The organism is Limnohabitans sp. JirII-31 (assembly GCF_002778315.1).
GTDB lineage: Bacteria > Pseudomonadota > Gammaproteobacteria > Burkholderiales > Burkholderiaceae_C > Limnohabitans.
Genome location: NZ_NESA01000002.1, coordinates 284,843 through 306,889, shown reverse-complemented (window position 1 = coordinate 306,889; position 22,047 = coordinate 284,843). Strand labels below are relative to the sequence as shown.

The window sequence follows — 22,047 nt, the reverse complement described above, 5'->3', positions numbered from 1 at the left end:
TTGGTTCGATGACTACAATTCTTATCACCCGCACAGTGCGTTGGGATATTTGCCACCGACCGTGTTCAGGGAAAAACAATCGGTAACTTGAATATACCGACGGTACTGGATTACAGGGTCAAGACCAGACAGTGCCGAGTGTTGGTGCAAGATTTTCAAGTTCAGCTGATGCGGCCACCAGTTGGCGTTGCTCGGGGCACCAGCCCCGGCGTGCGTGCGTGCGCCTCCGACGAATGGGCACTTGGCTTCGTTGGACATGCTGAATTCCTCATAAGGTTTTGACTGATCTCATGGACCGATCAACAACTTGAATGAAGACGGCCCCCAGCTCCATAGACTACCCCTTTGGCAGTACTTAGTGCAAGCATTAGTGCCAAACTAAACAAACCATTGAGCTGGATGTCAGCAATGGGGAATTCAGACAACGAGGGTTTTACGGGGGGATTACCGTATACGCTATACATTTACCATCAAAATAACAATCAAAAGGCAGCACGATGATCCCCTCCACCATTGCAAAAATTCATGCAGAGAAAACCGGAAAAGTCAGCGATAAGTGGGCGTCTTACCTGCCCGTTTACGACGCGCTTTTTGAAAAATATCGTACAAAAAAAATAAGCTTATTAGAAATAGGCGTTCAAAACGGGGGCTCATTAGAAACTTGGAAAACTTTTTTCACATATGCCCAATGCTTGATTGGCTGCGATATCGATCAACGGTGCAGCGTACTTCAGTACGACGATCCACGAGTCCACGTCATCGTTGGCGATGCCAATCAGCAAAGCACCATGAATCGTATAAAAAGTATTTGCGATAAGTTTGATCTGATAATTGATGACGGCTCTCACCAGTCAAATGACATTTTGAATAGCTTCATAAGGTACTTTGATTTATTAAAGCCTGGTGGGATTTACGTCATAGAAGATACGCACACCCTTTATTCGAGTCACTGGGGCGGGGGCATCCTGAATGAATTCAGTGCCTACAATTTTTTTAAAAAAATCGTGGATGTGATCAATGTTCAGTTCTGGAACAGTGAACTTAGCATCGACGTCTACTTAAGAACTTTTTTCCCTCTAGGTAAAACTCCCTCTTTTATCAAAGAGGGATGGATAGAGTCCATCGAGTTTAGAAATTCATTGATTGTTATTAGAAAATCGATTGTCGGCACCAATGAAAAACTCGGGCAAAGAGTGATCACCGGAAACATTGCACAAGTTGACAATCAAGTACTAACTGTTCGGCTGTAAACAAAGCAGCACGCCCACGAACGCCTTGGCATTCTTCACTTCAGGCGCTTGATACTCCGTAGCCACGCTCTTAAAGCGCCACCCCAGGATTGGGCAACACCCCTTCCAGGGTGGGTGTGTTGAGCTTGCGTGGACTCACCTTGCCGCCACGCGCTTTGAGCCACTGCTCGGCCACGTCCCAAACCATTTTCAGGTTTTGGCTCTTGGCTTCTTCGGCCACGGGGGCCCAGCCCGCCACTTTGTATTTTTTGTTGGCCTCAATGGCTTTGCCTTTGAGGCGCATGTTGTGAATGCGCTGGCCCATGCCTGCGGTGGGTCGGCACACATATTCCAGCCCGCCGACGCGCACCATGTCGCCACCTTGCTGGTAATAGGGGTCAGGGTTGAAGAGGTTGTCACACACGTCTTCCAAGATGGTCTTCAAGGTCTCGCCCGTCATTTCGGTCACGGTGGCATACGAGTAGGTGGTGGCGGTCATGTCCATCAACCATTCACGCGTGATGGCTTGGCCTGGCAACAGCGAGGTGCCCCAACGAAAGCCCGGTGAGAACGCAATGTCGGCACCTTGCACGTCCATCAAGGCGTCCAGCAACAGTTGGTCGCCCGTGCCGTTGAAGTTGCCACGGCGGTACAGCGTGCCTTCGGTGATGGCCAATTTTTCGTTGAGCTTGGCCTCATAAGGCGCACGCACGCGGGTGATGAGTGCGTCCATCTCGGGGTCGGCGGGCAGCATGTTGGCAAACACGGGCAACAGCTTGTAGCGGAAGTCGGTGACGTGTTTGTTTTTGACCTCCAAGTCCAGGACCCCCAAAAACTTGCCATTCGAGCCCGCATTGGTGACGATGGTCTTGCCGCCTTTGTTGGCGACCAAGGTGGCCACGGGCATGCCGTCGTGGGTGTGACCACCCAGAATGGCGTCGATGCCGCTCACGCGGCTGGCCATTTTCAAGTCCACGTCCATGCCGTTGTGCGACAGCACCACCACCACCTGCGCACCTTTGGCACGGGCTTCGTCGACCATCTTTTGCATGTTCTCGTCTTGGATGCCAAAGGCCCAGTCGGCCACCATGTAACGTGGGTTGGCAATCGGGGTGTAGGGAAAGGCTTGGCCGATGATGGCGCACGGCACACCATTCATTTCCCGCATCGCATAGGGCTTGAACACCGGATCGCCAAAGTCTTGGGTCTTGATGTTTTGCGCCACAAAGTCGACCTTGCCCGCAAAGTCTTTCTCGACAATTTCTTGCACGCGTTCCATGCCGTAGGTGAATTCCCAGTGGCCCGTCATCACGTCCACGCCCAGCAATTTGCAAGCGTCGACCATGTCCTGGCCTTTTGTCCACAGCGACGTGGCACTGCCCTGCCAGGTGTCGCCCCCATCGAGCAGCAACGCACCAGGACGCGTGGCTTTGAGACGTTTGACCAAGGTGGCCAAATGGGCAAAGCCGCCCACTTTGCCGTAGCGACGTGCGGCGGTTTCAAAGTGGAGGTAGCTCATGCCATAGGCCTCGGCACTGCCGGGACGCACGCCCGCTGTCTTGAGCAAATGTTCGCCCACCAAATGCGGCAGTTGCCCCTTCATGCTGCCCACCCCTAAGTTGACACTGGGCTCGCGAAAGTAAATCGGTTTGAGCTGCGCGTGGCAGTCGGTCATGTGCAGAAAAGAAACCTGGCCAAATTGAGGAATGTTGTACAGGCCATCGGCCGCGCGTCCTGCGTCGGCTTGGGCAAAGGCCTGCATGTTGAGGCCCGCCATGCTGCCAGCGCCCAAGACCTGCATGAATTCGCGTTTGGTGAGGTTCATATCAGCAACTACTTATAAATAATCAAGAAAAAACCCGCAGCCGATTTGCGCGTGCTGCGGGTGCTCAAAGCTTACTTGTTGATGGGTGACGCGGGGTCGAGCAACAAGGCCATGACGTGTTTGATTTGCGCCTCGGTCAAGATGCCTTTGTGGCCAAAGCGTGGCATGTTGGAGCAAGCGTTGTAGGCGCGTGCATTTTGCAATTTGCCCCAGGTGTATTCCACAATGGGTTTGGACTCGGCACTGCCCGGGTTGACCACGCCACGGATCTTGCCGTAGTTGTAAAGGCTGGGGCCCAGGGTGCCGTAAGACAACTCTTCCTTGCTGATCTGGTGGCAGTTGTAGCAATTGCCCCCATTCACAGAGCCTTCTTTGTCGGTCCAAGTTTTGCCAGCGCCACTTTGTGCAATGGCTTCGCCTTGTTTCCAGTCTCCCAAAAATTTGCCATCCGTGGGCGGCTGGATAGTGGCCAAGTTGCGCGCTTCAATGGCTTGGGCCACCTTGGGGTCCAAGGCCACACCCGTCTGGTCAGACTCGGCGCACAAGCGGTTGTCTTCGTCAGGACTCAAGCGATCGAGTTTGGCTTGGCCTTCGGCGCGGAAGGAACGGGCCATGATGTCTTGCGTGAGTTTGTCTAACTCGGCGCTGGTCGGCATGGAGGTGGTGCATGCGGTGAGCAAGGCCGTGGCCACAGCGGCACCGATGAGAGCGTATGTGCGGTTCATGACGTGTCCTTATCGCTTGATGGCAGGTGCAGTGGCTTCACCGCCTTTGCCGTTGACGCCCATGAAGACGCCCAGGGCAATGGTGGCTTCGCTGCCAAACAGGGGGTAGGGAAAGCGTTGCTGGCGGTAGCAGTCGTTCAAACGAAGCTGCATGCCCCACATCTGTCCGTTGGACACACGGTAAGCGGGCCAAGCCCCAAAGCCATTGCCAGCACCGGGTTGTTTGGTGAGGTTGGGCAAATCTTGCAAACGGATACGCTTGTCGTCTTGCGAGTGGCAGGTGGCACAGGCAAAGTCGTGTGAACCGCCGCGCATGAAGAACAGGCGCTTGCCCACTTCGTACATCTTGCGTTCTTCGACGTGGCTTTGCGACAGATTGAACGTCATGCCTTTGGACTCGGCAGAAATCCAGGTGGCGATGGCGGTGACGTTGTTTTGCTCGTCTTTGCCAAACGGTGTTTTGGCAATGGTCTCGGCGTTGAAGCCCTGCAAAGTTTGCATGCAGGTGAGCAAACGTGACTCCAGGTCTTGCACCCGGCCGGTGTCGGCAAAGTAGCGTGGCAACTCGACCCAAGCGCCTTTGACCACGCCTGGGCCTTTGCCCAAATCGCATTGTTCGAGCGAGGCGTTTTTAGGGCCACGTTTTTGCTTCCACAGATCTTCGCCTTTGGCTTCAAACAAATCGGCGGGGTTGCCGTCTTGCAGCATGGCACGGTACTCGGCAATGCTGTCGGCCGATGACTTTTGTGCCATGGCAGAGCCTGTCAACACCAGCAGACTGGCCGCCAGTGCCCACTTGATGCTGCCGTTCACACCGAAGGGGTGGGTCATGGCTGTCTCCTCGTTGTTGTTGTGTGATGTATCAAGACACGGTGGCTTCGTCGGTGCGGCTATCGCCCTTGTTGTCTTTCCAGGTGATGGCCACTTTGTCACCGGCCTTGGCACCTTTGATGGTGAACTGCAAGAACGGATTCTTGGACACTGCGGGGCCCCACTCGGCGGTCATCACAGGCTTGCCATTGAGGCTGGCGCTGACGTCTTGGATGTGCCAGGCGGGAATGGTTTTGCCATTGCCGTCTTTGCGTTGACCGGATTCCATTTCGTGGCTCATGAGCACGCGGATGGTGGCGTTGCCGCCGGATGCTTGGGCGCGAATGCGCATTGGATCTGCCATGTGTGTTCTCCTAAATTCTGTGTGAATCAGCCGCCGCAGCCGCCGAGGGTGACTTTGACTTCTTTCTTGGCAAAGAAGGCTTTGCCGTCGTTGGTGATGGCCACGGCGTAGACGTCCGAGGATTGGCCCATCTTGGAGCGGGTGGAGAAGCTGGGCTCAATGTCAGGCGACATGTTGAACATGGCCACCAACGTGGACGGGTTTTTTTCGACCAACAACAAGACACGCTTCACATTGGGCAGCGAGGTGCTGACGCCCAAGGGCACCACGGCACCGTTCTCGGCAATGTCGGGACCAGTGATGGTCACGTCTTTGCTCTCAACGGGGGCTGCGCCACCCATGGCTTTGACAGCTTCGGCAACCGACTTGGCGTCAAAGGCCGCTTTTTCAAACGCTTGTGCGTAATGGGGGAACAGGCCTGTAGAGGCCAAGAGGCCAGCCACAGCAGCGCTGTGCTTGAGGGTCTCGCGACGAGTTTGCATGAACTTCTCCTGATTAGGTTTGGGTTTATTTTGCCGCACCGGCTGCGAGCCAGTTGGCGATGGTCTTGATGTCCCCATCGGGGGCTGATTGGGCAGGCATGGGAATGCTGCCCCAGACGCCGGATCCGCCAGATTTGATTTTTGCCGTCAAGTAGTCGACCTTGCCTGAATGCTTTTTAGCAATGTCATTCAAGCTCGGTCCCACCACTTTGCGATCGTGTGCATGGCAAGCCAGGCAATTGTTTTTTTGCAGCAAGGCGAGTGCGGGATCTGCGACTTTAGCCGCGGGTTTGACTGCCGAGTTGGACGCTGCCGGGCTGCTGGCACTGGTCATGGCCTTGCTCTCAGGGCGTGAGGTGTCCGCCCCTTTTTGCTGGCCAATGCTGCGGTTTTGATCGGCCAAATTGCCGTGGGCATTGCGCGCATAGTCGGGCAACATGGAGGCCACCTTGGCTTCGGGAATGCAGTCTTTCATGCAGGCCACGTTGGCGGTGTCGGGCTTGGTTGCGCCTCTGAACTCTTGGCCGGGCCACAAGGCATGTTGCGTGGTCATGCCGTTGCGGTTGGGCATGCGTTGCTGCACATCCGCGATGTTGGTGTTGGACAAAGTGAAGTTGTCGGGCACCACGTAGGCCAGATTCAGCAAGTAGGCCGTGACGGCATACACCTCGTCGGGTTTGAGTGATTTGGGGCTGGTCCAGGGCATGGCACGGTAGATGTAGTCCCACAAGGTCGAGACCGTGGCCACTTTCATCATCGTGGTGCGACCGGGAAAGTCAGGGCGCATCAGGTTGGCCACATGGCCGGTCTTGACATCTTCGGCCGTGGTGCCACCCACCAGAGGGCTGAACACTTCGTTGGACTCGCCAAACACACCGTGGCATTGGGCGCACTTGGCCTCCCAGACGTCTTGGCCTTTTTCAACCGAACCCGAACCTGCGGGCAGGCCTTTGAAATCGGGGCGCACATCGATGTCCCACGCGGCCACTTCTTTGGGCGTGGCATTGCGTCCCACATGCGGGTAGGCGGTGCTTTGCGCCGAAGCCACACCCGCCACACACAGCAGGGTGACGGCAGTGGCGGTATGTCCGATCGCTTTAAGAAACTTGGACATTTTTCACCTCGCCGTTTTCTTGCACCAACCACGATTGAATGGCGTTGTTGTGATAAATCGAGCGCGTACCACGGGCCGCACGCAAATGCTTGTAGGTGGGCTGCACAAAACCAGTCTCGTCGGTGGCGCGGCTTTGGATGATGGCCGGTTTACCGTCCCACACCCAGTCGATGTTGAAACGCGTGAGAGCTTTGCTGAGCACCGGCGTTTCCAAACGGGCTGTACGCCAGTTGCGCCCACCGTCCACCGAGACATCGACTTTTTGAATCTTGCCGCGGCCCGACCAGGCTAGGCCGGTGATGTTGTAGAAGCCTTGGTCGAGCAGCACCTGACCACCGGAAGGGGTGGTCACCACGCTCTTGCATTCTTGGATGTTGGTGTACTGGCGGTGCTGGCCATTGGGCATGAGGTCCATGTAATGCACGGCCTCGTCTTTGGCGACATACGGCATGTCGCCCACTTCCACACGGCGCAGGTACTTCACCCAACTCACGCCCTGCACACCCGGCACCACCAAACGCAAGGGGTAGCCGTTTTCGGGGCGCAACATTTCGCCGTTTTGGCCGTAGGCCACGAGCACTTCGCCCGAGGTGATGAGGCTCATGGGAATGGTGCGCGTCATGGATGACCCATCTGCGCCTTCGGCCAACACAAACTTGCCGTTCTTCAAATCGGCACCCGCGATCTCCAGCAAGGTGATGAGTGGTACCCCTGTGAATTCGCTGCACGACAACATGCCATGGGTGTATTGCACGGTGGGCACCGCCACATTGCCCCACTCCACCGCGGTGTTGGCACCGCATTCAATGAAGTGAAAACGCGAGACCGAGGGCAAACGCATGATCTCGTCCATGGTGAACACCTTGGCCGACTTGACCATGCCGTTGACCATGAAACGGTGCTTGGAGGGGTCGATGTCCCACCAACCCTGATGGTGGCGCTCAAAATGCAGACCACTGGGCGTGACGATGCCAAACAACGATTGCAAGGGCGCGAACGACACCGAGGCCTGGGTGGTTTGCGTCAAGCCCGGGCTTTGGCGGCGTTGCACATTGGTTTCGAATTGCGAGGGCTTGCCATAGCCATCGGTGGCCACGCCTTGGCCCAAACCTGTGCTGTGTGCCGGTAGGTTCAAGATGTTCGGGTCCCCGCCCTCGCTGGGCACCGGGTTGCCTTGCGCCAGGGCCAGTGGCGTGACCGCACCTGCCGCAGCCGCAGCAAATGCACTGCGAATGAAGTTGCGACGGCCGTTTTTACTCTCGGTCAACACCGTGCGTATGCCGTCACGGCTTAAAAAATTCTCAGGGGCTTTTTGGATGCGCCCTGATGCCAAATCCACAGATTGCGTCACAGACAGTCCTTTCAGACAATCAATACATTAACAACTACTAATATAAGCTATTCATGATTTAAAGAACGCAGGGTTTACGCCTAGCCCTGCGGATGATCAACGAAATTTGTAATGGCGCAGGTTCAGCGCTGCCGCCACCGCGTGGGTGTCTTCGGGGAAAAAGCCCAAGTTCAGCTCGGTGTTGCAGTACTCCACCATGCCGCGCAAAGCCCCCGGCGAGTTGATGCGGCCTTTGGGGTTGTAGATGGCGCTGCCGTCACCCGCCACACGCCGGATGTGGCACGCCTCGCATTTGTTGTCGGCGATGAGTTTTTCACCCAAGGCGACATCGGCGTCTTGAAACATCGGGTGCTGTTGTGCAAATGCAGCGCCCATCCCCAACACCCCAGCCAGCACAATCAACCAAAGTTTGTACATCGTGTTGTTCCTCAAGAACGCCAGAGCGATTTAGTTTGAATGGAGATCATGGGCGTGCCGTGGCCTGACGCGCCTGGGCCAATTGTTCGTCGAGGTACGCACCGTAAAAGTCGGCCAAATAAGCGCCCTTGAGTCGGCTCGCAACTTCCTTGCCTTGAGGTCCAAAGAACAACACGGTGGGCGCGAGCTGCACGCCCCATTTGCGAATCAAGGCCTCTTGGGTTTGTGCGCTGCCATCCAAGTCGGTGATGGCTTGCGTGCTGCGCATGTTGAGTTGCACCACAGGCAAACCTTCGCGTTGCAAAGGCATGAGGTAGTTCTCGCGCACCACCTTGCAAAACGGGCAACCGTGCAAGCTGACCATGACCACCAAGGGCTGCTTGCGCTGCAAGGCCTGTTGCAAAGACTCGGGCAGCGATGCGGTGACAGGCAAACTGGTTTCTGCCGCCTGCACCACGCCCGTGCTCAAGGCCCAAGCACCCAAGCCCCAAGCCAAGTGGTGCAAGGTTTGGCGACGTGTGATGAGGCGCGTGTGGGCTTGGGTCACTTGGCCTCGTGCTCCATGAGCAGGTAGGTGTTGTAGGCGTTCATGCGATTGGCGGATTTGAAAAGCGGTATTTTCTCAAACCGGCGCCAGTCGGTGTTTTGATAGGCTTCATCAAAGGGTTCCATGTCACGTGCGGCACGGGCCATGCTGTCGCGCAGGTAGTGCAAATAATCCAGCGTCAAGCGCATGTCGGCTTGGGGATCTTGCGAGATGGGCCCATGCCCAGGCACCATCCAGCGGGTGTCGAACTTTTGCAAGCTGCTGATCGCGTCCATCCAGTGCTGGCTGTCGGCCTGGCCCACGTAGGGGATGCGGTTGCGAAAAACCAAGTCCCCCGCAAACAAGACTTTTTGCTTTGGCAAATAGACTACCAGGTCTTCTGCCGTGTGCGAGGGGCCCACGGGCTGCACCCGCAGATGCACACCACCCACCACCAATTCTTGCGGGCCATGCAGCCATTCATCCGCTGGCACGAGTCGTGTTTTCTCGTCGACCCACGGCCACAGGTCTTGCCGGGACGCTTGCAGACGCAGTTGTGCAGTGTCCGAGGTGAGGTAATCACGCGCCGCCTCGTGTGCCACGATGCGTGCGCCTAAGTCTTTGAACACTTGCAAGCCGTAAATATGGTCGGCGTGGTAGTGCGTGACGATGACGGTGTGGATCGGCTGGCGTGTGACCTTGGCAATTTCAGCCACCAAGCGTCGCGCCAACTCGGGCGAGCCCAAAGCATCAATCACCACCACGCCTTGGGGTGTCACGACAAAGCCCGCGTTGGAGATGAAGTTCTGGTTGGCCGAGGACCCCATCTCCGACACACCTTGGACGTAATACACGTTCGGTACCACGCGACGCGCTTGCATCCAGGGCTTGGACTGCGGCTTGTCTAGCGAGGCATCTGCGGCCCAAGCACTGGCACCTAGACCCAGCGCCAGGCAGGTCATCCACAGCAAACGATGCAACAAGGTTTTCATGTCTTCATTCTCCTCAGACCTCGAGGTATTCAACTTTGATGCGGATCAAAAGCATCGCCTCTGGTTGGACTTAGCATAGCGCAAATATAAGCGCGGACTAAATTAAATGAACTTTACCTTTCTCAACGACACCTACGGTGAAAGCGTGGTGCTGGCAATGGGCGGCGGTGTGGTGGGCTGCTTGTTCGGTTTCTTTGCGCAACGCTCACGCTTTTGTTTGCGTGCGGCGGTGATTGAGTTTTGGCACCGCCAATTCGGCGAGAAGCTGTCTGTGTGGTTGTTGACCTTTGCCACAGCAGTGATTGCCATTCAATCACTGATCGTGGTGGGCGCACTGGATGTGTCCAGCGCCCGCCAACTGGCCACACGTGGCAGCTTGTCGGGCGCGTTGATAGGTGGGTTGTTGTTTGGCGCAGGCATGGTGATGACACGAGGTTGCGCCAGCCGTTTGCTGGTGCTGTCGGCCACTGGCAATTTGCGGGCTCTCTTGTCGGGTTTGATTTTTGCGGTGACGGCACAGTCATCGCTCTCAGGCGCACTGTCCCCCTGGCGTGAACGCCTGAGTGCGATGTGGACCGTGGACGCAGGGCCCAGCCGCGACGTGTTGGCCTTGCTGGGCTGGACCCACACCACGGGATTGTGGATTGGTGTGCTGTGGCTGCTGGCCGCGCTGTACTTCACCACACGCACCACACAACGGACTTGGATGTGGCTGGGCGGCATTGGCACCGGCTTGAGTGTGGCGCTGGCGTGGTGGTGGTCATTTCAAGTGGCACACGCCTCGTTTGAGGTGGTGCCCTTGCAAGGCATCACCTTCAGCGGGCCTTCGGCCGATTGGTTGATGCGGGTGATTGCACCCAACCCGCCGGGTTTGAATTTCGATTTTGGTTTGCTGCCTGGCGTGTTCTTGGGGGCGTTTGTCTCGGCTTGGTGGGGCCGTGAGCTGACGCTGGAAGGTTTCAAAGACGGCTACAGCATGCGCCGCTACATTGGCGGTGCCGTGCTGATGGGCTTTGGTGCCATGCTGGCCGGAGGCTGCGCGGTGGGTGCGGGTGTGACGGGTGGCGCCATCTTTGCCCTCACCGCTTGGCTGGCGTTGGCCGGCATGTGGATGGGCGCAGGCCTCATGGACCGATGGCTGGATGCACCACCGCGTTCAGCCCCGATGCTGGTTCAGCCTTGAGCCGTTAAAGTACGCGAACTGACTGATTCAACTTGCTCCAACCGAGGTCGACATGACAACACCTTCTGCCCACACCATGGCACGCTGGATCGCCTGCTTATTGGCTGGCGGCTTGAGTGCCGCAGCCCAGGCGCAACCATCTGCTGAAACCCTGCATACCCGCGCCACGGTGGCCATGTGTGCCAACTGCCATGGCACCGAAGGCAAGACCGTGGAAGGCTCCAAGATTCCCTCACTGGCAGGCATGCCCAAGGACTACATGGTGTTGCAATTGAAAGCGTTCAAAGAAGGCACCCGCCCTGCCACGGTGATGCATCAGCTCAGCAAAGGGCTGACCGATGCACAAGTCAACACCATCGCCAGCTACTACGCTGCCGTGCCACGCTGATTCAGGAGCCTCACATGAAACGTCGCAGCTTTGTTCAAGCCTCTTTGGCACTCGGTTCACTGGGCAGCTTGGCCCATTTGTCAGGTTGTGCCAGCACAGGACGCGTTCCTGAAAAAGCCCGTGTGGTGGTCATTGGTGGCGGCTACGGCGGTGCCACTGCGGCCAAGTACGTGCGCTTGCTCTCCAACTACAAAATCGATGTGGTGATGGTCGAGCCCGATGCCGCATTTGTGTCGTGCCCCATCTCCAACCTGGTCATTGGTGGCAGCAAAACCATGGCCGATATCACCACGCCTTATGACAAGCTCTCAGGCAACCATGGTGTCAACGTGGTGCGCGATTACGTGAGCCGCGTTGACCCCGAGAAAAAGACCGTCATCCTGGCCAGCGGCCCCAGCATCCGCTACGACAAGCTCATCATGTCGCCCGGCATCGAGCTGATGTTCAACAGCATCGAAGGTCTGCAAGCCGCCAATGCGTCGGGGCAAATCTTGCACGCCTGGAAAGCAGGCCCCGAAACACTGGCCTTGCGCAAGCAACTCGAAGCCATGCCCGATGGCGGTGTGTTTGCCATCAGCGTGCCAGAAGCACCCTACCGTTGCCCACCCGGCCCGTATGAGCGCGCCAGTCAAGTGGCGCATTATTTCAAGCAGCACAAACCTAAATCGAAGGTGTTGATCTTGGATGCCAACCAAGACGTCACCTCTAAAGGGCCGTTGTTCAAAAAATTCTGGGCCGATAACTACAAAGGCATTCTCGAGTACGTGCCGCAACAAAAAGTCATTGGGGTGGACGCCAAGAACCGCACCTTGCAGTTTGAAATTCAAAACGACCTCAAAGCCGACGTGCTCAATGTATTGCCCAACATGCGCGCAGGCAGCATTGCGGTGCAAACGCATTTGGCCAATGCCAATGGCCGCTGGTGTGGCGTGAACTTTTTGACCTTTGAATCGACACAGGCCAAAGACATCCACATCATTGGCGACTCCATCATGATTGCGCCACTGATGCCCAAGTCTGGCCACATGGCCAACTCGCACGGCAAGGTTGCAGCAGCGGCTGTTGTGGCGCAACTATCAGACATGGCGGTCAACCCAGCGCCGTTCTTGAGCAACACCTGCTACAGCTTTGTGGACGACAAGGTGGCAGTACACGTGGCTTCAATGCACCAATACGACAGCAAAGAAAACACCTACAAAACTGTGCCCGGCTCCGGCGGCCTTTCGCCCGCACCCAGCGAACTCGAAGGCCTGTACGCTTTGAACTGGGCCCAGAATATTTGGGCCGACTCTTTAATGTGAATGTGAGACAACCATGAAATTTTTACAACACCTCAAAACGCTCATCACCGCTGTGCTGCTGGTGTCTGCCAGCACCTTGACCATGGCCCAAGCGGTCAAAGTGGTCTACCACGTCAACACCGGCATCGAAACCACAGCCGCCATCTTGAACAATGTGCGCAACCACCTCAACGCCGACGCCACGGCGCAAATCACAGTGGTCACCCACGGTCCTGGCATTGACTTTTTGCTCGAAGGTGCCAAAGACAGCAAAGGCCGCGAGTTCAGCGGTGTGGTGGGAGACCTGGCGAGCAAAGGTGTGCAGTTTCGGGTTTGTAACAACACCTTGGAGGTTCGCAAAATCGACGCCTCCAAAGTGTTGATGGAAGCCAAAATCGTGCCCTCAGGTGTGGCCGAAGTGGCCCGACTGCAAGCCAAAGAAGGCTATGTGTATTTGAAGCCTTGACGTTCTCATCTAAGTATCTGCGTTAGGGCACTGAAATTGGCAATTGAAGCTCTCCCAGTTAGCATGACAGCTCAGGATTCTTATGGACATCAACACACACCTTGAAGCACGACGCCAAAAGCAAGCGCAAGATCTTGCGTTACGTGACTTCCACGCCAAAGTGTGTGAACTCTTAGAAAGTGAGCGCAGACAAGAGTTGCTGCGAAAAGCACAAGAGAGAATCAGACTGTGGGAAACAAGAAAACTTTGTAGCAGTTACTTCATCCGACATTGGACCGCGGTTTTGTCTTCGCAATCCACTGATAAATTCAAATCTTTGATACTTGACCCCAATTCAAAACACGCTCTAGGGTTGATGCAAAACACTCCCTTCTCATTCCTCATTTCTGAGACTAAAAATGGGGCTTGATGAAATTGAACGCTTGTTGATCCAAGCGCGAGCTCGAAGTGGTCACACGGATTACGTGATCGTTGGGTCTTTGGCTATTCTTGGCGCTACAAAGAACCCACCACCAGCAATGATCCGATCCATTGATGTAGACCTCTATATCAAACACGACCCAGGCCGAACCAGCGAGTTGCATCCAAATCTTGGCCAAGGGTCCATTTTTGAAATTGAAGAGGGCTATTATTTAGATGCCGTATCACCAAGCTTACCGTCGTTCCCTGAAGGTTGGGGAAATCAACGCTTTCTTCGTCAATCCGAATGATGTTGCCGTTTCTAAATATATACGCGGCGAAGAACGCGATGTGAGGTGGATCAAGGCTGGATTGAGAATTGGACTTCTTGATCTAGACATCATTGATAGAGTCGTACATACAGCAATAGCACTACCTGGTGAGTTGGAGGCTGCTAGAGTCCTGATCAAGCGTCATCGTCGTTGGCTGAAATCTCTCAAGGAAGACCCAGCGTCTTAAATCGTCACATCGTCGATGGCGATTTGCATACACACCGCACGGCATACCGTGACAACGCTTTCGTTGATGATGCGGTAGTAAATCTGCACCCCTTCACGGCGACGGCCCAAGATTTTGGCCTTGAACAAGGTGTTCAGGTGCTGTGACATATTGGGCTGGGTGGTGTCGATTTCTTCCAGCAGCTGACCCACATTTTTTTCTTGGTTGCACAAGCTGCTGATGATCTTCAAGCGCATGGGTGCCGACATGACGCGAAAGGTTTCGGCGGCCATGTTGAACACCGCATCGTCATCGGTCAAAGCATCGGTGGCTTGAGGCATGGCCTTCGCCGCAGGTTTGGCTTTGGCTTTCACTTTGGCCAGAGGCAACACTTTTTTCGCCGATTTGGCTTTGACAGCGGATGGTGAAGACTTGGAAGTGGCCATGGGCGCAGAGGATATCACTTCAACAAATCGGCGACAGCCGTTTGCACGTCTTGCGCGCAATCGCGCCGGTGGCGATCCCGCGTGTTTTGTGTGCTGCCGTAGTGCACCACAGCCAACAAAGGCGGCGCACACAAGGTGCGCCACAACGAACTGATCAAGGTGTCGTGCGCGTGGTAACACGGTGCCAGGCTACGCTGGTGGGTCGCCGCTTCGACAAACTGCAAAGCCACCGGTTGCACAGGCACCTGGGCAGAAATGGCGGCTTGCAGCAAGTTGGCGTGAAAGGGCAACAGGGTGACGCCGTCGCCCGTGCCGCCCTCTGGAAACACGGCCAGCACATCGCCTTGGCGCAAGGCATCGGCCATGTGGTGCACCAAGCGCATGGCGTCCCGGCTGGAGGAACGTTCAATGTAGAGCGAGCCACCGCCGGTGGTGAGTACCCCCAACAGGGGCCAGTTGCGAATTTCCGACTTGGCCACAAATCGGCAATGACAAGCAGCATGCATGACCAAGATGTCCAACCACGAGATGTGGTTGGCCGCCATCAACACTGGGCCCGGGCTTGGATGGCCTTTGACACGTACCTCAATGCCCATGATGGCCAACATGCCGCGAGCCCACACCTCGACGGCGCGAGCTTGTTGTGTGTCACTGAGTTTGGGGAAAACAGTGCGCACACGCCAGTAGCCATAAACCACCCAACCCAGCACGCGTGCAAATTTGTACAGCGCTTGCAAGGCACGCATGGTCGGGCCAGATCAGACCTGGTAGGCGATGCGCCCATCCACCAAGGTGGCTTTGACGCGGGCAGGCAAGGCCATGCCGCTCATGTCAAACGCAAACGGGGTGTGCTTGCCTTGGCTACGCAGTGCGTCGGGCGTGACGCGCCACTGCGCCTCGGGGTCAAACACCACCACATCGGCCACGCCACCCACCCGCAACTGCCCCAAGCTGGGATGGCCCACCACACTGTCACCCAGCACGCGGGCGGGTTGTGCCGTGAGCACATCCAGAGCGCGCAGCAGGCTCACGCCTGAGTCTTGCGCCCACTTGAGAGCCAGGCTCAACAACAACTCCAGCCCCGTGGCGCCGGGCTCAGCTTCGGCAAAGGGCAAGGCTTTGGCATCCACGTCCACGGGGGTGTGGTCAGACACCAGGGCATCCAGGGTGCCGTCAGCCAAGGCGGCACGCAAAGCATCGCGGTCACGTTGCTGACGCAGCGGGGGCGTCACACGGGCGCGGCTGTCAAAGTAACCCATGTCATGGTCGGTCAGATGCAAGGAGTTGATGCTGACGTCTGCGGTCACGCGCAAGCCTTCCAGCTTCGCCGCACGCACCAGCTCAACGCCTTCGGCACTGGAGATGCGACACAGGTGCACGCGCGCTTTGGTGGCACGCATGAGGGCAAAGATGGTGTGCAAGGCAATGGTTTCAGCCGCCACCGGCACGCCACTCAAGCCCAGACGGGTGGCCAGTGCGCCACTGGCGGCCACGCCTTTGCCCAAATGCAATTCTTGAGGCCGCAACCAGACGGTGTAGCCATACGTGGCGGCATATTGCAGTGCGCGTTGCAGCACCTGGGTATTGGCCAGGGCCACCTCGGCCTGGCTGAATCCCACGCAACCGGCTTGCGTGAGTTCGACCATCTCGGTCAACACATCGCCTTGCAGGCCACGGGTCAAAGCGCCAAGCGGGAACACACGGGCACGGTGCAGTTTGTCAGCACGGAAGGTGAGCATTTCCACCAAGCCGGGCTCGTCGAGCACCGGGTCGGTGTCGGGTGGGCAGACCAAGCTGGTCACACCACCAGCCACGGCAGCGTTGAGTTCGGAGTCGAGCATGCCCTCGTGCTCATAGCCAGGCTCGCGCAAGCGCACTTGTAAATCCACCAAGCCAGGCGCCACGATGCAGCCTGTGGCGTCGATGCGTTGCTCGGGGGAGAAGCCTACAGGCAAGGACTCGCCCGCTTGGACGATGGCCACGATGCGGCCGCCCGCCACCGCCACATCAGCGGTTTGGTCGAGGCCAGAGGCTGGGTCGATCACGCGACCGTGTTGAATCAGGATGTTCATGCTTCATTCCCCGCCACGATGGACATGACCGCCATGCGCACGGCAATGCCAAACGTCACTTGCGACAAGATCACGCTTTGCGGGCCGTCGACCACCGCCGAGTCGATCTCGACGCCGCGGTTGATCGGGCCTGGGTGCATGACGATGGCGTCGGGTTTGGCCAGTTGGAGTTTCTCTGGCGTGAGGCCAAAGGCTTTGAAATATTCTTGGCTGGAAGGCAGCAAGGCGCCGCTCATGCGTTCGTTTTGCAAGCGCAAGGTGATCACCACATCGCAGCCACGGATGCCGTCTTCGAGGTTGTTGAACACCTTGACGCCCATTTGCGCCAAGTCGCCCGGCACCAAGGTCTTGGGGCCGACCACCCGCACCTCGGCACAGCCCAGGGTGGTGAGTGCGTGGATGTCGGAGCGCGCGACACGCGAGTGCAGCACGTCGCCCACGATGGCCACGGTGAGGTTGGTGAAGTCTTTTTTGTAGTGCCGGATGGTGTACATGTCCAATAGACCTTGGGTCGGGTGGGCATGACGTCCGTCACCGGCGTTGACCACATGCACATGCGGTGCCACGTGTTCGGCAATCAGGTAGGGCGCGCCCGACTCGCTGTGGCGCACCACAAAAATGTCGGCGGCCATGGCGCTCAGGTTGGCAATGGTGTCGAGCAAGGACTCGCCTTTGCTGGCCGAAGAGCGTGCGATGTCCAGGTTGAACACGTCCGCCGACAAGCGCTTGGCAGCGATCTCAAAGGTGGTGCGGGTGCGGGTGCTGTTTTCAAAGAACAGGTTGAACACGCTTTTGCCGCGCAGCAGCGGCACTTTTTTGACCTCACGGTCGTTGACCGACACAAAGTTGGCCGCCGTGTCGAGGATGTGCGTGAGGATGTCACGCGACAAGCCTTCGGTGGAGAGCAAATGAATCAGCTCGCCGTTTTTGTTGAGTTGGGGGTTGCGTTTGTAGAGCATGTCGCGGCTCAAGCTTTCACAGAAAAATTAAATTCGCCAGCTTCAGTTTTGGCCAAGGCCAGCGATTGGCTGGCGGGTAAGGCCACGCGCGCCGCTGCAAAGTCGGCCTGCACCGGCAACTCGCGGCCACCACGGTCCACCAATACCGCCAACTTGACGCTGGCGGGGCGACCGTAATCAAACAACTCGTTGAGCACCGCACGGATGGTGCGTCCGGTGTAGAGCACATCGTCGAGCACGATCAGGTGCGCGCCGTTGATTTCAAAGGGCAACTTGGTTTGACCGCCGTCGGCCAGGCCGCGCTGGGCAAAGTCGTCACGGTGCATGGCCGACGAGATGCTGCCCGCCTCGCCCTCTAAGCCCAGGTCTTTTTGCAAACGCGCCGCCAGCCAGGCGCCGCCAGAGGTGATGCCCACCAAACGGGTGCCAGGCGTGAGCAAGCTGCGCACGCCTTTGAGCAGCTCGACATACAAGCTCTCAGCATCTAAAAGTAGGTTTCCGTTCATGGGGCAAGCTCTCGAAAAAATTGGTTCAAGATGATGCAAGCGGATGCGGCATCGGCGTCTTTGGCCCCTTGGCTCAAGGCCTCGGTGGTGCTGTAGCGCTCGTCCACCTCAAACACGGGCAACTGGAAACGGCCATGCAACTGGCGTGCAAATTGACGCGCTTTGGCAGTGTTGTCGTGCGCGGCACCATCGGGGTGAAACGGTACGCCCACCACCAAGGCGTCGGGCTGCCACTCGGCAATGCGTTGGGTAATCAGGGGCCAGCGTGCATTGCCTTCGGCGTTGACCGTGGCATGGGGTTGAGCTTCGCGCAAGAATCGGCTGCCATAGGCCACGCCGGTGCGTTTGACGCCAAAGTCAAACGCCAAAAAAGACTGCAGGTTGGCAGGCACGTCGCGCGCGGGCAGGCTGCTCATGCGTGGCCGATCTCGGAAGACAACATCCAAGACGCCAGGCCCAACAAACCCATGGCTCGTTCGTAGCGCTGCTCCAGCGGCGTGTCAAAAATCACCGACATATCGGCCCCGACCGTGAGCCAGCTGTTCTCGGCCAGCTCAGACTCCAACTGACCTTGGCCCCAAGCGGAGTAGCCCAGAGAAATCAGCACACGTCGTGGGCCCGCGCCGGTGGACAAGGCTTCGAGCACGTCTTTGGAAGTGGTCATCTCCAAACCACCGGGGATGACCATGGTCGAGGCATAAATCGAGTCTGGCGGCGCGTCGGTTTGAATGGCCGCCACAGCGGCTTGTTCGGTCTCTTGGGGAGCCGCCACCATGGCCTCGTGCAACACAAACCCACGTTCGGTGTGGACCGGGCCACCTTGCAACACGGGTGCCCCTAACAAGTCGGCACGCAGCAGGGGCAAGTCAACTTTTTCAAACAGACCCTGCATGCTCAAGTCGCTGGCCTTGTTGATCACGAGGCCCAGTGCGCCACGTTCGCTGTGTTCGCACAAATAGACCACACTTTTGGCGAATGTGGCGTCCTCCAGCCCTGGCATAGCGATCAAAAAGTGATGCGTCAGGTTGATGGGGGCAGAATCGGCAGTCATGGACCAATTTTAAGGGTGAACATGCCAAGCTCCTCACGCCACACCTCGCATGTCCCTGCGGGGCTGATGTGGTTTCGCCGCGACCTGCGCGCCTACGACAACGCAGCGCTGTACCACGCGCTCAAAAGCTGCCGCCAAGTGCACTGTGTGTTTGTGTTTGACCGTGCCATTTTGGACAGCTTGCCTCGTCTTGATCGACGGGTGGAGTTCATCCGCGAGTCGCTGGTGACCTTGGACGCAGAACTGCGCGCTGTGGCGGGAGACGCCAAAGCCGGCTTGATCGTGCGCCACGCCGTGGCTGTGGACGACGTCCCGCAATTGGCCCAAACCCTGGGCGTGCAAGAGGTGTTTGCCAACCACGACGACGAGCCTGACGCATTGGTGCGCGACGCCAAGGTGCGCGGTGCCTTGGCCAATGCCGGCATTGGTTTTCAGACCTACAAAGACCATGTGATTTTCGAGCGCAGCGAGGTGCTCACCCAAATGGGCAAGCCCTATGGCGTGTTCACGCCGTACAAAAACGCCTGGCTGCAAAAAGTCAACGACTTTTATTTGCGCTCTTACCCGGTGGGCAAGTACGTCAAGGCCTTGGCCCCCAGACCCAAGGCCTACCAGGTGCCCGTTCCCACACTGGCCGAGCTGGGCTTTGAGCCCACCAATCTGAGCAGTCTGCATGTGCCCACCGGCAGCCCCGGCGGCCTAGCCTTGTTTGAAGATTTTTTTGACCGCATGGACCGTTACGACGAGACGCGCAACTTTCCAGCCGTCAAAGGCCCCAGCTACCTGGGCGTGCACTTGCGTTTTGGCACGGTGTCCATCCGTCAGCTCGCGTCCACGGGTTACCAGCGCATGCTGGCGGGCTCCAAGGGGGCAGAGGTTTGGTTGTCGGAGCTGATTTGGCGCGATTTTTACCACCAGATCTTGCACCACCACCCCCGGGTGGTGAACGCGTCGTTCAAGCCCGAGTACGACGCCATCAAGTGGGAGCACAACAAGCACGCCAAAGAGCTGTTTGCGGCTTGGTGCGAAGGCCGCACCGGCTACCCGCTGGTGGATGCGGCCATGGCACAGATCAACCAAACCGGCTACATGCACAACCGACTGCGCATGGTGGTGGCGAGTTTTTTGGTGAAAGATTTAGGGATTGACTGGCGCTGGGGCGAGCGCTACTTTGCGCAACACCTGAACGACTTTGACTTGGCCGCCAACAATGGCGGCTGGCAATGGGCCAGCTCCAGCGGCTGCGATGCGCAACCGTACTTTCGCATCTTCAACCCCATCAGCCAAAGTGAGAAGTTTGACCCCGAGGGCAAATTCATTCGCCGCTACGTGCCGGCCTTGGCGAAGCTCTCCACAGCAGCGATTCACGCGCCCTGGCTGGCCAAACCCATGGAGCTGCAAGCCGCAGGTTTTCAATTGGGCAAGGACTACCCCGCCCCCATCGTCGACCATGCCGAGGCGCGCGCCTTGACCCTGCAACGCTATGCCGTGGTGAAAAAAGAAAAATGAAGATCCAATCTATCGACGCCTTGCGCCGTGTGTATGCGCAACCCGGTGAACGGGCCGTGAAAAAACAACTCGCACACCTGGACGCACACATCCAGCGCTTCATTGCCCTGTCACCGTTTGTGGTGGTCTCCAGCAGCAGTGCCACGCAGCACATGGATGCCTCGCCACGCGGCGGTGCGCCGGGTTTTGTGAAGGTCGGCAACGACACCACGCTGTGGCTGCCCGATGCCTCGGGCAACAACCGGCTCGACACGCTGGAGAACATCATTGCCACCGGGCAAATTGGTTTGCTGTTTTTGATTCCGGGTGTGGACGAAACTTTGCGCGTCAATGGCCACGCCACGGTCAGCACATCACCGGCTTTGCTGGCCAAGTTTTCTCACGAAGCACGTGCACCGAAAGCTGTGGTTGAGGTGACGGTGCGTGAGGCTTATTTGCACTGCGCCAAAGCCATGATGCGTGCCAAGTTATGGCAGACCAGCAGCCAGGTAGAACGCTCTGTCTTACCCACCATGGGCCAGATGATCAAAGACCAAGCGGGCTTGGACGAGCCTGCGGAAAGCCAAGAGGCCATGGTTCAACGCTACCAAAGCATGCTGTGAATCTAATCGCCGCGCAGGGCTGCTAGTACGTTTTCCTGGGGGGCACGCACATTGCCAACAGCAAATTGCTGCAACAGACGGCTGACTTCTTGTGCCCCTTGCACACTGGCATGAATATCGGCCACCACGCGTTGTGTGCGCAAGCGTGCCAGTTGCATGGCCAGCGTGTCGGCCACTTGGTGCACGCCATTCAAAGACACATCACGCGCCAGTTGCGCCATGTGTTGCGCATCGGCTTGCACGTCATGCGGCATGTCGGCGTCTGGCGTTTGCGACCAATGATGCAAGTCGTGCACCAAGCGCTGCGAGATGATGTCGGCTTGTTCTAGAAACAACAAATGACTGATGACTTGCAAGTCATCGGCGCTCGGCGCGTCGTGGGCATCAAACTGCCCGCGCAACAGCACGCCACTCAACACTTGGTTGGCCGCACAGGCTTCTGATTCCGTGAATTCACGCCCTGGCGCAACACGCAAGGCGGTGAAAAAATGAATGGCCAAGGACCAGAATGTGCGCCAGTCCGCCAGCGCTTCGCTGCTGAGCTGTTGCTTGCACAACTGCTCCAGTTGGTAGACGGCTGGCAAGTCAATGGCAGGGCGACGACGCAACAAAGCCAGCAAGTGACGCTCAAAGGCTGCGCGCACTTGCATAAAACCTCTTAAAACTGGACCATTTCAAAGTCTTCTTTGCGCGCACCGCACTCGGGACACGTCCAATTCATGGGCACTTGCTCCCATGGCGTGCCGGGGGCGATGCCATGGTCAGGCGCACCAGCCTCTTCGTCGTAAATCCAGCCACAAATCAGACACATCCAAGTTTTCGACACAGCATTTCTTTCGTCAACGCATAGAAT

Annotated in this window: 29 protein-coding genes; 10 read left to right on the top strand and 19 right to left on the bottom strand. The window is 57.4% G+C overall.

Annotated elements, in window-relative coordinates; all coding sequences use genetic code 11:
* Both B9Z41_RS17315 and B9Z41_RS05060 read left to right on the top strand, forming a co-directional pair.
* A partial coding sequence (locus B9Z41_RS17315; RefSeq protein WP_143474155.1) for an integrase core domain-containing protein occupies positions 1-91 on the top strand: 91 nt, incomplete at its 5' end.
* A 406-nt stretch (positions 92-497) separates the two neighbouring features.
* Positions 498-1,250 (top strand): class I SAM-dependent methyltransferase, encoded by a 753-nt coding sequence (locus B9Z41_RS05060; RefSeq protein WP_100145760.1) that lies wholly within the window; start codon positions 498-500, stop codon positions 1,248-1,250.
* 70 nt (positions 1,251-1,320) lie between these two features.
* On the opposite strand, the gene soxB is transcribed toward B9Z41_RS05060, so the two are convergent.
* From soxB to B9Z41_RS05010, 10 genes are all read right to left on the bottom strand, one after another.
* Positions 1,321-3,054, bottom strand: coding sequence for a thiosulfohydrolase SoxB (gene soxB, locus B9Z41_RS05055; protein ID WP_100145758.1), 1,734 nt, complete (start codon positions 3,052-3,054; stop codon positions 1,321-1,323).
* 71 nt (positions 3,055-3,125) lie between these two features.
* Positions 3,126-3,779 carry a sulfur oxidation c-type cytochrome SoxX gene (gene soxX / locus B9Z41_RS05050; protein WP_100145756.1) on the bottom strand — a complete coding sequence of 218 codons (654 nt, stop codon included), beginning with the start codon at positions 3,777-3,779 and terminating at the stop codon, positions 3,126-3,128.
* Between the two features lie 9 nt (positions 3,780-3,788).
* Positions 3,789-4,532 carry a sulfur oxidation c-type cytochrome SoxA gene (gene soxA / locus B9Z41_RS05045; RefSeq protein WP_100145828.1) on the bottom strand — a complete coding sequence of 248 codons (744 nt, stop codon included), beginning with the start codon at positions 4,530-4,532 and terminating at the stop codon, positions 3,789-3,791.
* A gap of 109 nt (positions 4,533-4,641) precedes the next feature.
* Positions 4,642-4,953: a thiosulfate oxidation carrier complex protein SoxZ gene (gene soxZ, locus B9Z41_RS05040; protein ID WP_100145754.1), complete on the bottom strand. Its 312-nt coding sequence runs from the start codon at positions 4,951-4,953 to the stop codon at positions 4,642-4,644.
* A 26-nt stretch (positions 4,954-4,979) separates the two neighbouring features.
* Positions 4,980-5,435, bottom strand: coding sequence for a thiosulfate oxidation carrier protein SoxY (gene soxY, locus B9Z41_RS05035; RefSeq protein ID WP_100145752.1), 456 nt, complete (start codon positions 5,433-5,435; stop codon positions 4,980-4,982).
* Between the two features lie 25 nt (positions 5,436-5,460).
* Positions 5,461-6,549 (bottom strand): c-type cytochrome, encoded by a 1,089-nt coding sequence (locus B9Z41_RS05030; protein WP_100145750.1) that lies wholly within the window; start codon positions 6,547-6,549, stop codon positions 5,461-5,463.
* The gene (gene soxC, locus B9Z41_RS05025; protein ID WP_233202521.1) at positions 6,533-7,900 is read right to left on the bottom strand and encodes a sulfite dehydrogenase; all 1,368 of its coding nucleotides are present in this window, start codon (positions 7,898-7,900) and stop codon (positions 6,533-6,535) included. The genes B9Z41_RS05030 and soxC overlap by 17 nt, the downstream gene beginning before the upstream one ends.
* A 96-nt stretch (positions 7,901-7,996) precedes the next feature.
* Positions 7,997-8,317 (bottom strand): hypothetical protein, encoded by a 321-nt coding sequence (locus B9Z41_RS05020; RefSeq protein WP_100145748.1) that lies wholly within the window; start codon positions 8,315-8,317, stop codon positions 7,997-7,999.
* A 46-nt stretch (positions 8,318-8,363) separates the two neighbouring features.
* Positions 8,364-8,864, bottom strand: coding sequence for a thioredoxin fold domain-containing protein (locus B9Z41_RS17210; RefSeq protein WP_233202520.1), 501 nt, complete (start codon positions 8,862-8,864; stop codon positions 8,364-8,366).
* Positions 8,861-9,835, bottom strand: a complete 975-nt coding sequence (locus tag B9Z41_RS05010) for an MBL fold metallo-hydrolase (protein WP_369823287.1) — start codon at positions 9,833-9,835, stop codon at positions 8,861-8,863. The genes B9Z41_RS17210 and B9Z41_RS05010 overlap by 4 nt, the downstream gene beginning before the upstream one ends.
* A 106-nt stretch (positions 9,836-9,941) precedes the next feature.
* Here B9Z41_RS05010 and B9Z41_RS05005 point away from each other — a divergent pair, with 106 nt between their 5' ends.
* From B9Z41_RS05005 to B9Z41_RS17310, 6 genes are all read left to right on the top strand, one after another.
* Positions 9,942-11,018 (top strand): YeeE/YedE family protein, encoded by a 1,077-nt coding sequence (locus B9Z41_RS05005; RefSeq protein WP_100145746.1) that lies wholly within the window; start codon positions 9,942-9,944, stop codon positions 11,016-11,018.
* A gap of 52 nt (positions 11,019-11,070) precedes the next feature.
* The gene (locus B9Z41_RS05000; RefSeq protein WP_233202519.1) at positions 11,071-11,406 is read left to right on the top strand and encodes a c-type cytochrome; all 336 of its coding nucleotides are present in this window, start codon (positions 11,071-11,073) and stop codon (positions 11,404-11,406) included.
* Positions 11,407-11,420: 14 nt separating this feature from the next.
* Entirely contained in the window at positions 11,421-12,707 is a 1,287-nt protein-coding gene (locus B9Z41_RS04995) for an NAD(P)/FAD-dependent oxidoreductase (RefSeq protein ID WP_100145744.1), read from the top strand.
* An 82-nt stretch (positions 12,708-12,789) separates the two neighbouring features.
* Entirely contained in the window at positions 12,790-13,152 is a 363-nt protein-coding gene (locus B9Z41_RS04990; RefSeq protein WP_233202530.1) for a DsrE family protein, read from the top strand.
* Positions 13,153-13,550: 398 nt separating this feature from the next.
* A complete protein-coding gene (locus B9Z41_RS16895; protein WP_143474154.1) occupies positions 13,551-13,862 on the top strand; it encodes a DUF6036 family nucleotidyltransferase in 312 nt (103 codons plus the stop codon).
* Positions 13,789-14,070, top strand: a complete 282-nt coding sequence (locus B9Z41_RS17310; protein ID WP_100145740.1) for a DUF6036 family nucleotidyltransferase — start codon at positions 13,789-13,791, stop codon at positions 14,068-14,070. The genes B9Z41_RS16895 and B9Z41_RS17310 overlap by 74 nt, the downstream gene beginning before the upstream one ends.
* Here the strand turns inward: B9Z41_RS17310 and B9Z41_RS04980 are convergent.
* The 7 genes from B9Z41_RS04980 to B9Z41_RS04950 form a co-directional block, all read right to left on the bottom strand.
* Positions 14,067-14,390, bottom strand: coding sequence for a metalloregulator ArsR/SmtB family transcription factor (locus B9Z41_RS04980; RefSeq protein ID WP_100145818.1), 324 nt, complete (start codon positions 14,388-14,390; stop codon positions 14,067-14,069). The two genes, B9Z41_RS17310 and B9Z41_RS04980, sit on opposite strands and share 4 nt — an antisense overlap.
* 119 nt (positions 14,391-14,509) lie before the next feature.
* Positions 14,510-15,241: a 1-acyl-sn-glycerol-3-phosphate acyltransferase gene (locus tag B9Z41_RS04975; RefSeq protein ID WP_100145738.1), complete on the bottom strand. Its 732-nt coding sequence runs from the start codon at positions 15,239-15,241 to the stop codon at positions 14,510-14,512.
* A gap of 12 nt (positions 15,242-15,253) precedes the next feature.
* On the bottom strand, positions 15,254-16,567 hold the full coding sequence (locus tag B9Z41_RS04970; protein WP_100145736.1) for a dihydroorotase: 1,314 nt from the start codon (positions 16,565-16,567) through the stop codon (positions 15,254-15,256).
* Complete coding sequence (locus B9Z41_RS04965) at positions 16,564-17,526, bottom strand: aspartate carbamoyltransferase catalytic subunit (protein ID WP_100145816.1); 963 nt, start codon at positions 17,524-17,526, stop codon at positions 16,564-16,566. Before B9Z41_RS04965 ends, B9Z41_RS04970 begins: the two co-directional genes overlap by 4 nt.
* A gap of 8 nt (positions 17,527-17,534) precedes the next feature.
* Positions 17,535-18,032, bottom strand: coding sequence for a bifunctional pyr operon transcriptional regulator/uracil phosphoribosyltransferase PyrR (gene pyrR, locus B9Z41_RS04960; RefSeq protein ID WP_100145734.1), 498 nt, complete (start codon positions 18,030-18,032; stop codon positions 17,535-17,537).
* Positions 18,029-18,448, bottom strand: a complete 420-nt coding sequence (gene ruvX, locus B9Z41_RS04955; RefSeq protein WP_100145732.1) for a Holliday junction resolvase RuvX — start codon at positions 18,446-18,448, stop codon at positions 18,029-18,031. The genes pyrR and ruvX overlap by 4 nt, the downstream gene beginning before the upstream one ends.
* Entirely contained in the window at positions 18,445-19,083 is a 639-nt protein-coding gene (locus B9Z41_RS04950; protein WP_100145730.1) for a YqgE/AlgH family protein, read from the bottom strand. The genes ruvX and B9Z41_RS04950 overlap by 4 nt, the downstream gene beginning before the upstream one ends.
* A gap of 21 nt (positions 19,084-19,104) precedes the next feature.
* On the opposite strand from B9Z41_RS04950, the gene B9Z41_RS04945 reads away from it, so the two are divergent.
* Both B9Z41_RS04945 and B9Z41_RS04940 read left to right on the top strand, forming a co-directional pair.
* A complete protein-coding gene (locus B9Z41_RS04945; RefSeq protein ID WP_100145728.1) occupies positions 19,105-20,592 on the top strand; it encodes a deoxyribodipyrimidine photo-lyase in 1,488 nt (495 codons plus the stop codon).
* Positions 20,589-21,194 (top strand): pyridoxamine 5'-phosphate oxidase family protein, encoded by a 606-nt coding sequence (locus tag B9Z41_RS04940; RefSeq protein ID WP_100145726.1) that lies wholly within the window; start codon positions 20,589-20,591, stop codon positions 21,192-21,194. Before B9Z41_RS04945 ends, B9Z41_RS04940 begins: the two co-directional genes overlap by 4 nt.
* Before the next feature lie 2 nt (positions 21,195-21,196).
* On the opposite strand, the gene B9Z41_RS04935 is transcribed toward B9Z41_RS04940, so the two are convergent.
* The gene (locus B9Z41_RS04935) at positions 21,197-21,844 is read right to left on the bottom strand and encodes a hypothetical protein (RefSeq protein ID WP_100145724.1); all 648 of its coding nucleotides are present in this window, start codon (positions 21,842-21,844) and stop codon (positions 21,197-21,199) included.
* A gap of 8 nt (positions 21,845-21,852) precedes the next feature.
* Positions 21,853-22,005: a rubredoxin gene (locus B9Z41_RS04930; RefSeq protein WP_233202528.1), complete on the bottom strand. Its 153-nt coding sequence runs from the start codon at positions 22,003-22,005 to the stop codon at positions 21,853-21,855.
* Positions 22,006-22,047 lie beyond the last annotated feature (42 nt).

What these genes read in the sequence shown, in the direction of transcription:
- B9Z41_RS16895 (WP_143474154.1), top strand. Translation starts at nt 13,551, where the DNA reads ATGGGGCTTGATGAAATTGAACGCTTGTTGATCCAAGCGCGAGCTCGA.
- B9Z41_RS04975 (WP_100145738.1), bottom strand. Translation starts at nt 15,241, where the DNA reads ATGCGTGCCTTGCAAGCGCTGTACAAATTTGCACGCGTGCTGGGTTGG.
- B9Z41_RS04940 (WP_100145726.1), top strand. Translation starts at nt 20,589, where the DNA reads ATGAAGATCCAATCTATCGACGCCTTGCGCCGTGTGTATGCGCAACCC.
- B9Z41_RS04970 (WP_100145736.1), bottom strand. Translation starts at nt 16,567, where the DNA reads ATGAACATCCTGATTCAACACGGTCGCGTGATCGACCCAGCCTCTGGC.
- soxA (WP_100145828.1), bottom strand. Translation starts at nt 4,532, where the DNA reads ATGGCACAAAAGTCATCGGCCGACAGCATTGCCGAGTACCGTGCCATG.
- soxB (WP_100145758.1), bottom strand. Translation starts at nt 3,054, where the DNA reads ATGAACCTCACCAAACGCGAATTCATGCAGGTCTTGGGCGCTGGCAGC.
- B9Z41_RS17310 (WP_100145740.1), top strand. Translation starts at nt 13,789, where the DNA reads ATGCCGTATCACCAAGCTTACCGTCGTTCCCTGAAGGTTGGGGAAATC.
- pyrR (WP_100145734.1), bottom strand. Translation starts at nt 18,032, where the DNA reads ATGAACGGAAACCTACTTTTAGATGCTGAGAGCTTGTATGTCGAGCTG.
- ruvX (WP_100145732.1), bottom strand. Translation starts at nt 18,448, where the DNA reads ATGAGCAGCCTGCCCGCGCGCGACGTGCCTGCCAACCTGCAGTCTTTT.
- B9Z41_RS05010 (WP_369823287.1), bottom strand. Translation starts at nt 9,835, where the DNA reads ATGAAAACCTTGTTGCATCGTTTGCTGTGGATGACCTGCCTGGCGCTG.
- B9Z41_RS05005 (WP_100145746.1), top strand. Translation starts at nt 9,942, where the DNA reads ATGAACTTTACCTTTCTCAACGACACCTACGGTGAAAGCGTGGTGCTG.
- B9Z41_RS04945 (WP_100145728.1), top strand. Translation starts at nt 19,105, where the DNA reads ATGCCAAGCTCCTCACGCCACACCTCGCATGTCCCTGCGGGGCTGATG.
- B9Z41_RS04995 (WP_100145744.1), top strand. Translation starts at nt 11,421, where the DNA reads ATGAAACGTCGCAGCTTTGTTCAAGCCTCTTTGGCACTCGGTTCACTG.
- B9Z41_RS05020 (WP_100145748.1), bottom strand. Translation starts at nt 8,317, where the DNA reads ATGTACAAACTTTGGTTGATTGTGCTGGCTGGGGTGTTGGGGATGGGC.
- B9Z41_RS05030 (WP_100145750.1), bottom strand. Translation starts at nt 6,549, where the DNA reads ATGTCCAAGTTTCTTAAAGCGATCGGACATACCGCCACTGCCGTCACC.
- B9Z41_RS04950 (WP_100145730.1), bottom strand. Translation starts at nt 19,083, where the DNA reads ATGACTGCCGATTCTGCCCCCATCAACCTGACGCATCACTTTTTGATC.
- B9Z41_RS05060 (WP_100145760.1), top strand. Translation starts at nt 498, where the DNA reads ATGATCCCCTCCACCATTGCAAAAATTCATGCAGAGAAAACCGGAAAA.
- soxX (WP_100145756.1), bottom strand. Translation starts at nt 3,779, where the DNA reads ATGAACCGCACATACGCTCTCATCGGTGCCGCTGTGGCCACGGCCTTG.
- soxZ (WP_100145754.1), bottom strand. Translation starts at nt 4,953, where the DNA reads ATGGCAGATCCAATGCGCATTCGCGCCCAAGCATCCGGCGGCAACGCC.
- B9Z41_RS05000 (WP_233202519.1), top strand. Translation starts at nt 11,071, where the DNA reads ATGACAACACCTTCTGCCCACACCATGGCACGCTGGATCGCCTGCTTA.
- B9Z41_RS04935 (WP_100145724.1), bottom strand. Translation starts at nt 21,844, where the DNA reads ATGCAAGTGCGCGCAGCCTTTGAGCGTCACTTGCTGGCTTTGTTGCGT.
- B9Z41_RS04990 (WP_233202530.1), top strand. Translation starts at nt 12,790, where the DNA reads ATGGCCCAAGCGGTCAAAGTGGTCTACCACGTCAACACCGGCATCGAA.
- B9Z41_RS04965 (WP_100145816.1), bottom strand. Translation starts at nt 17,526, where the DNA reads ATGCTCTACAAACGCAACCCCCAACTCAACAAAAACGGCGAGCTGATT.
- soxY (WP_100145752.1), bottom strand. Translation starts at nt 5,435, where the DNA reads ATGCAAACTCGTCGCGAGACCCTCAAGCACAGCGCTGCTGTGGCTGGC.
- B9Z41_RS04930 (WP_233202528.1), bottom strand. Translation starts at nt 22,005, where the DNA reads ATGTGTCTGATTTGTGGCTGGATTTACGACGAAGAGGCTGGTGCGCCT.
- B9Z41_RS04980 (WP_100145818.1), bottom strand. Translation starts at nt 14,390, where the DNA reads ATGCCTCAAGCCACCGATGCTTTGACCGATGACGATGCGGTGTTCAAC.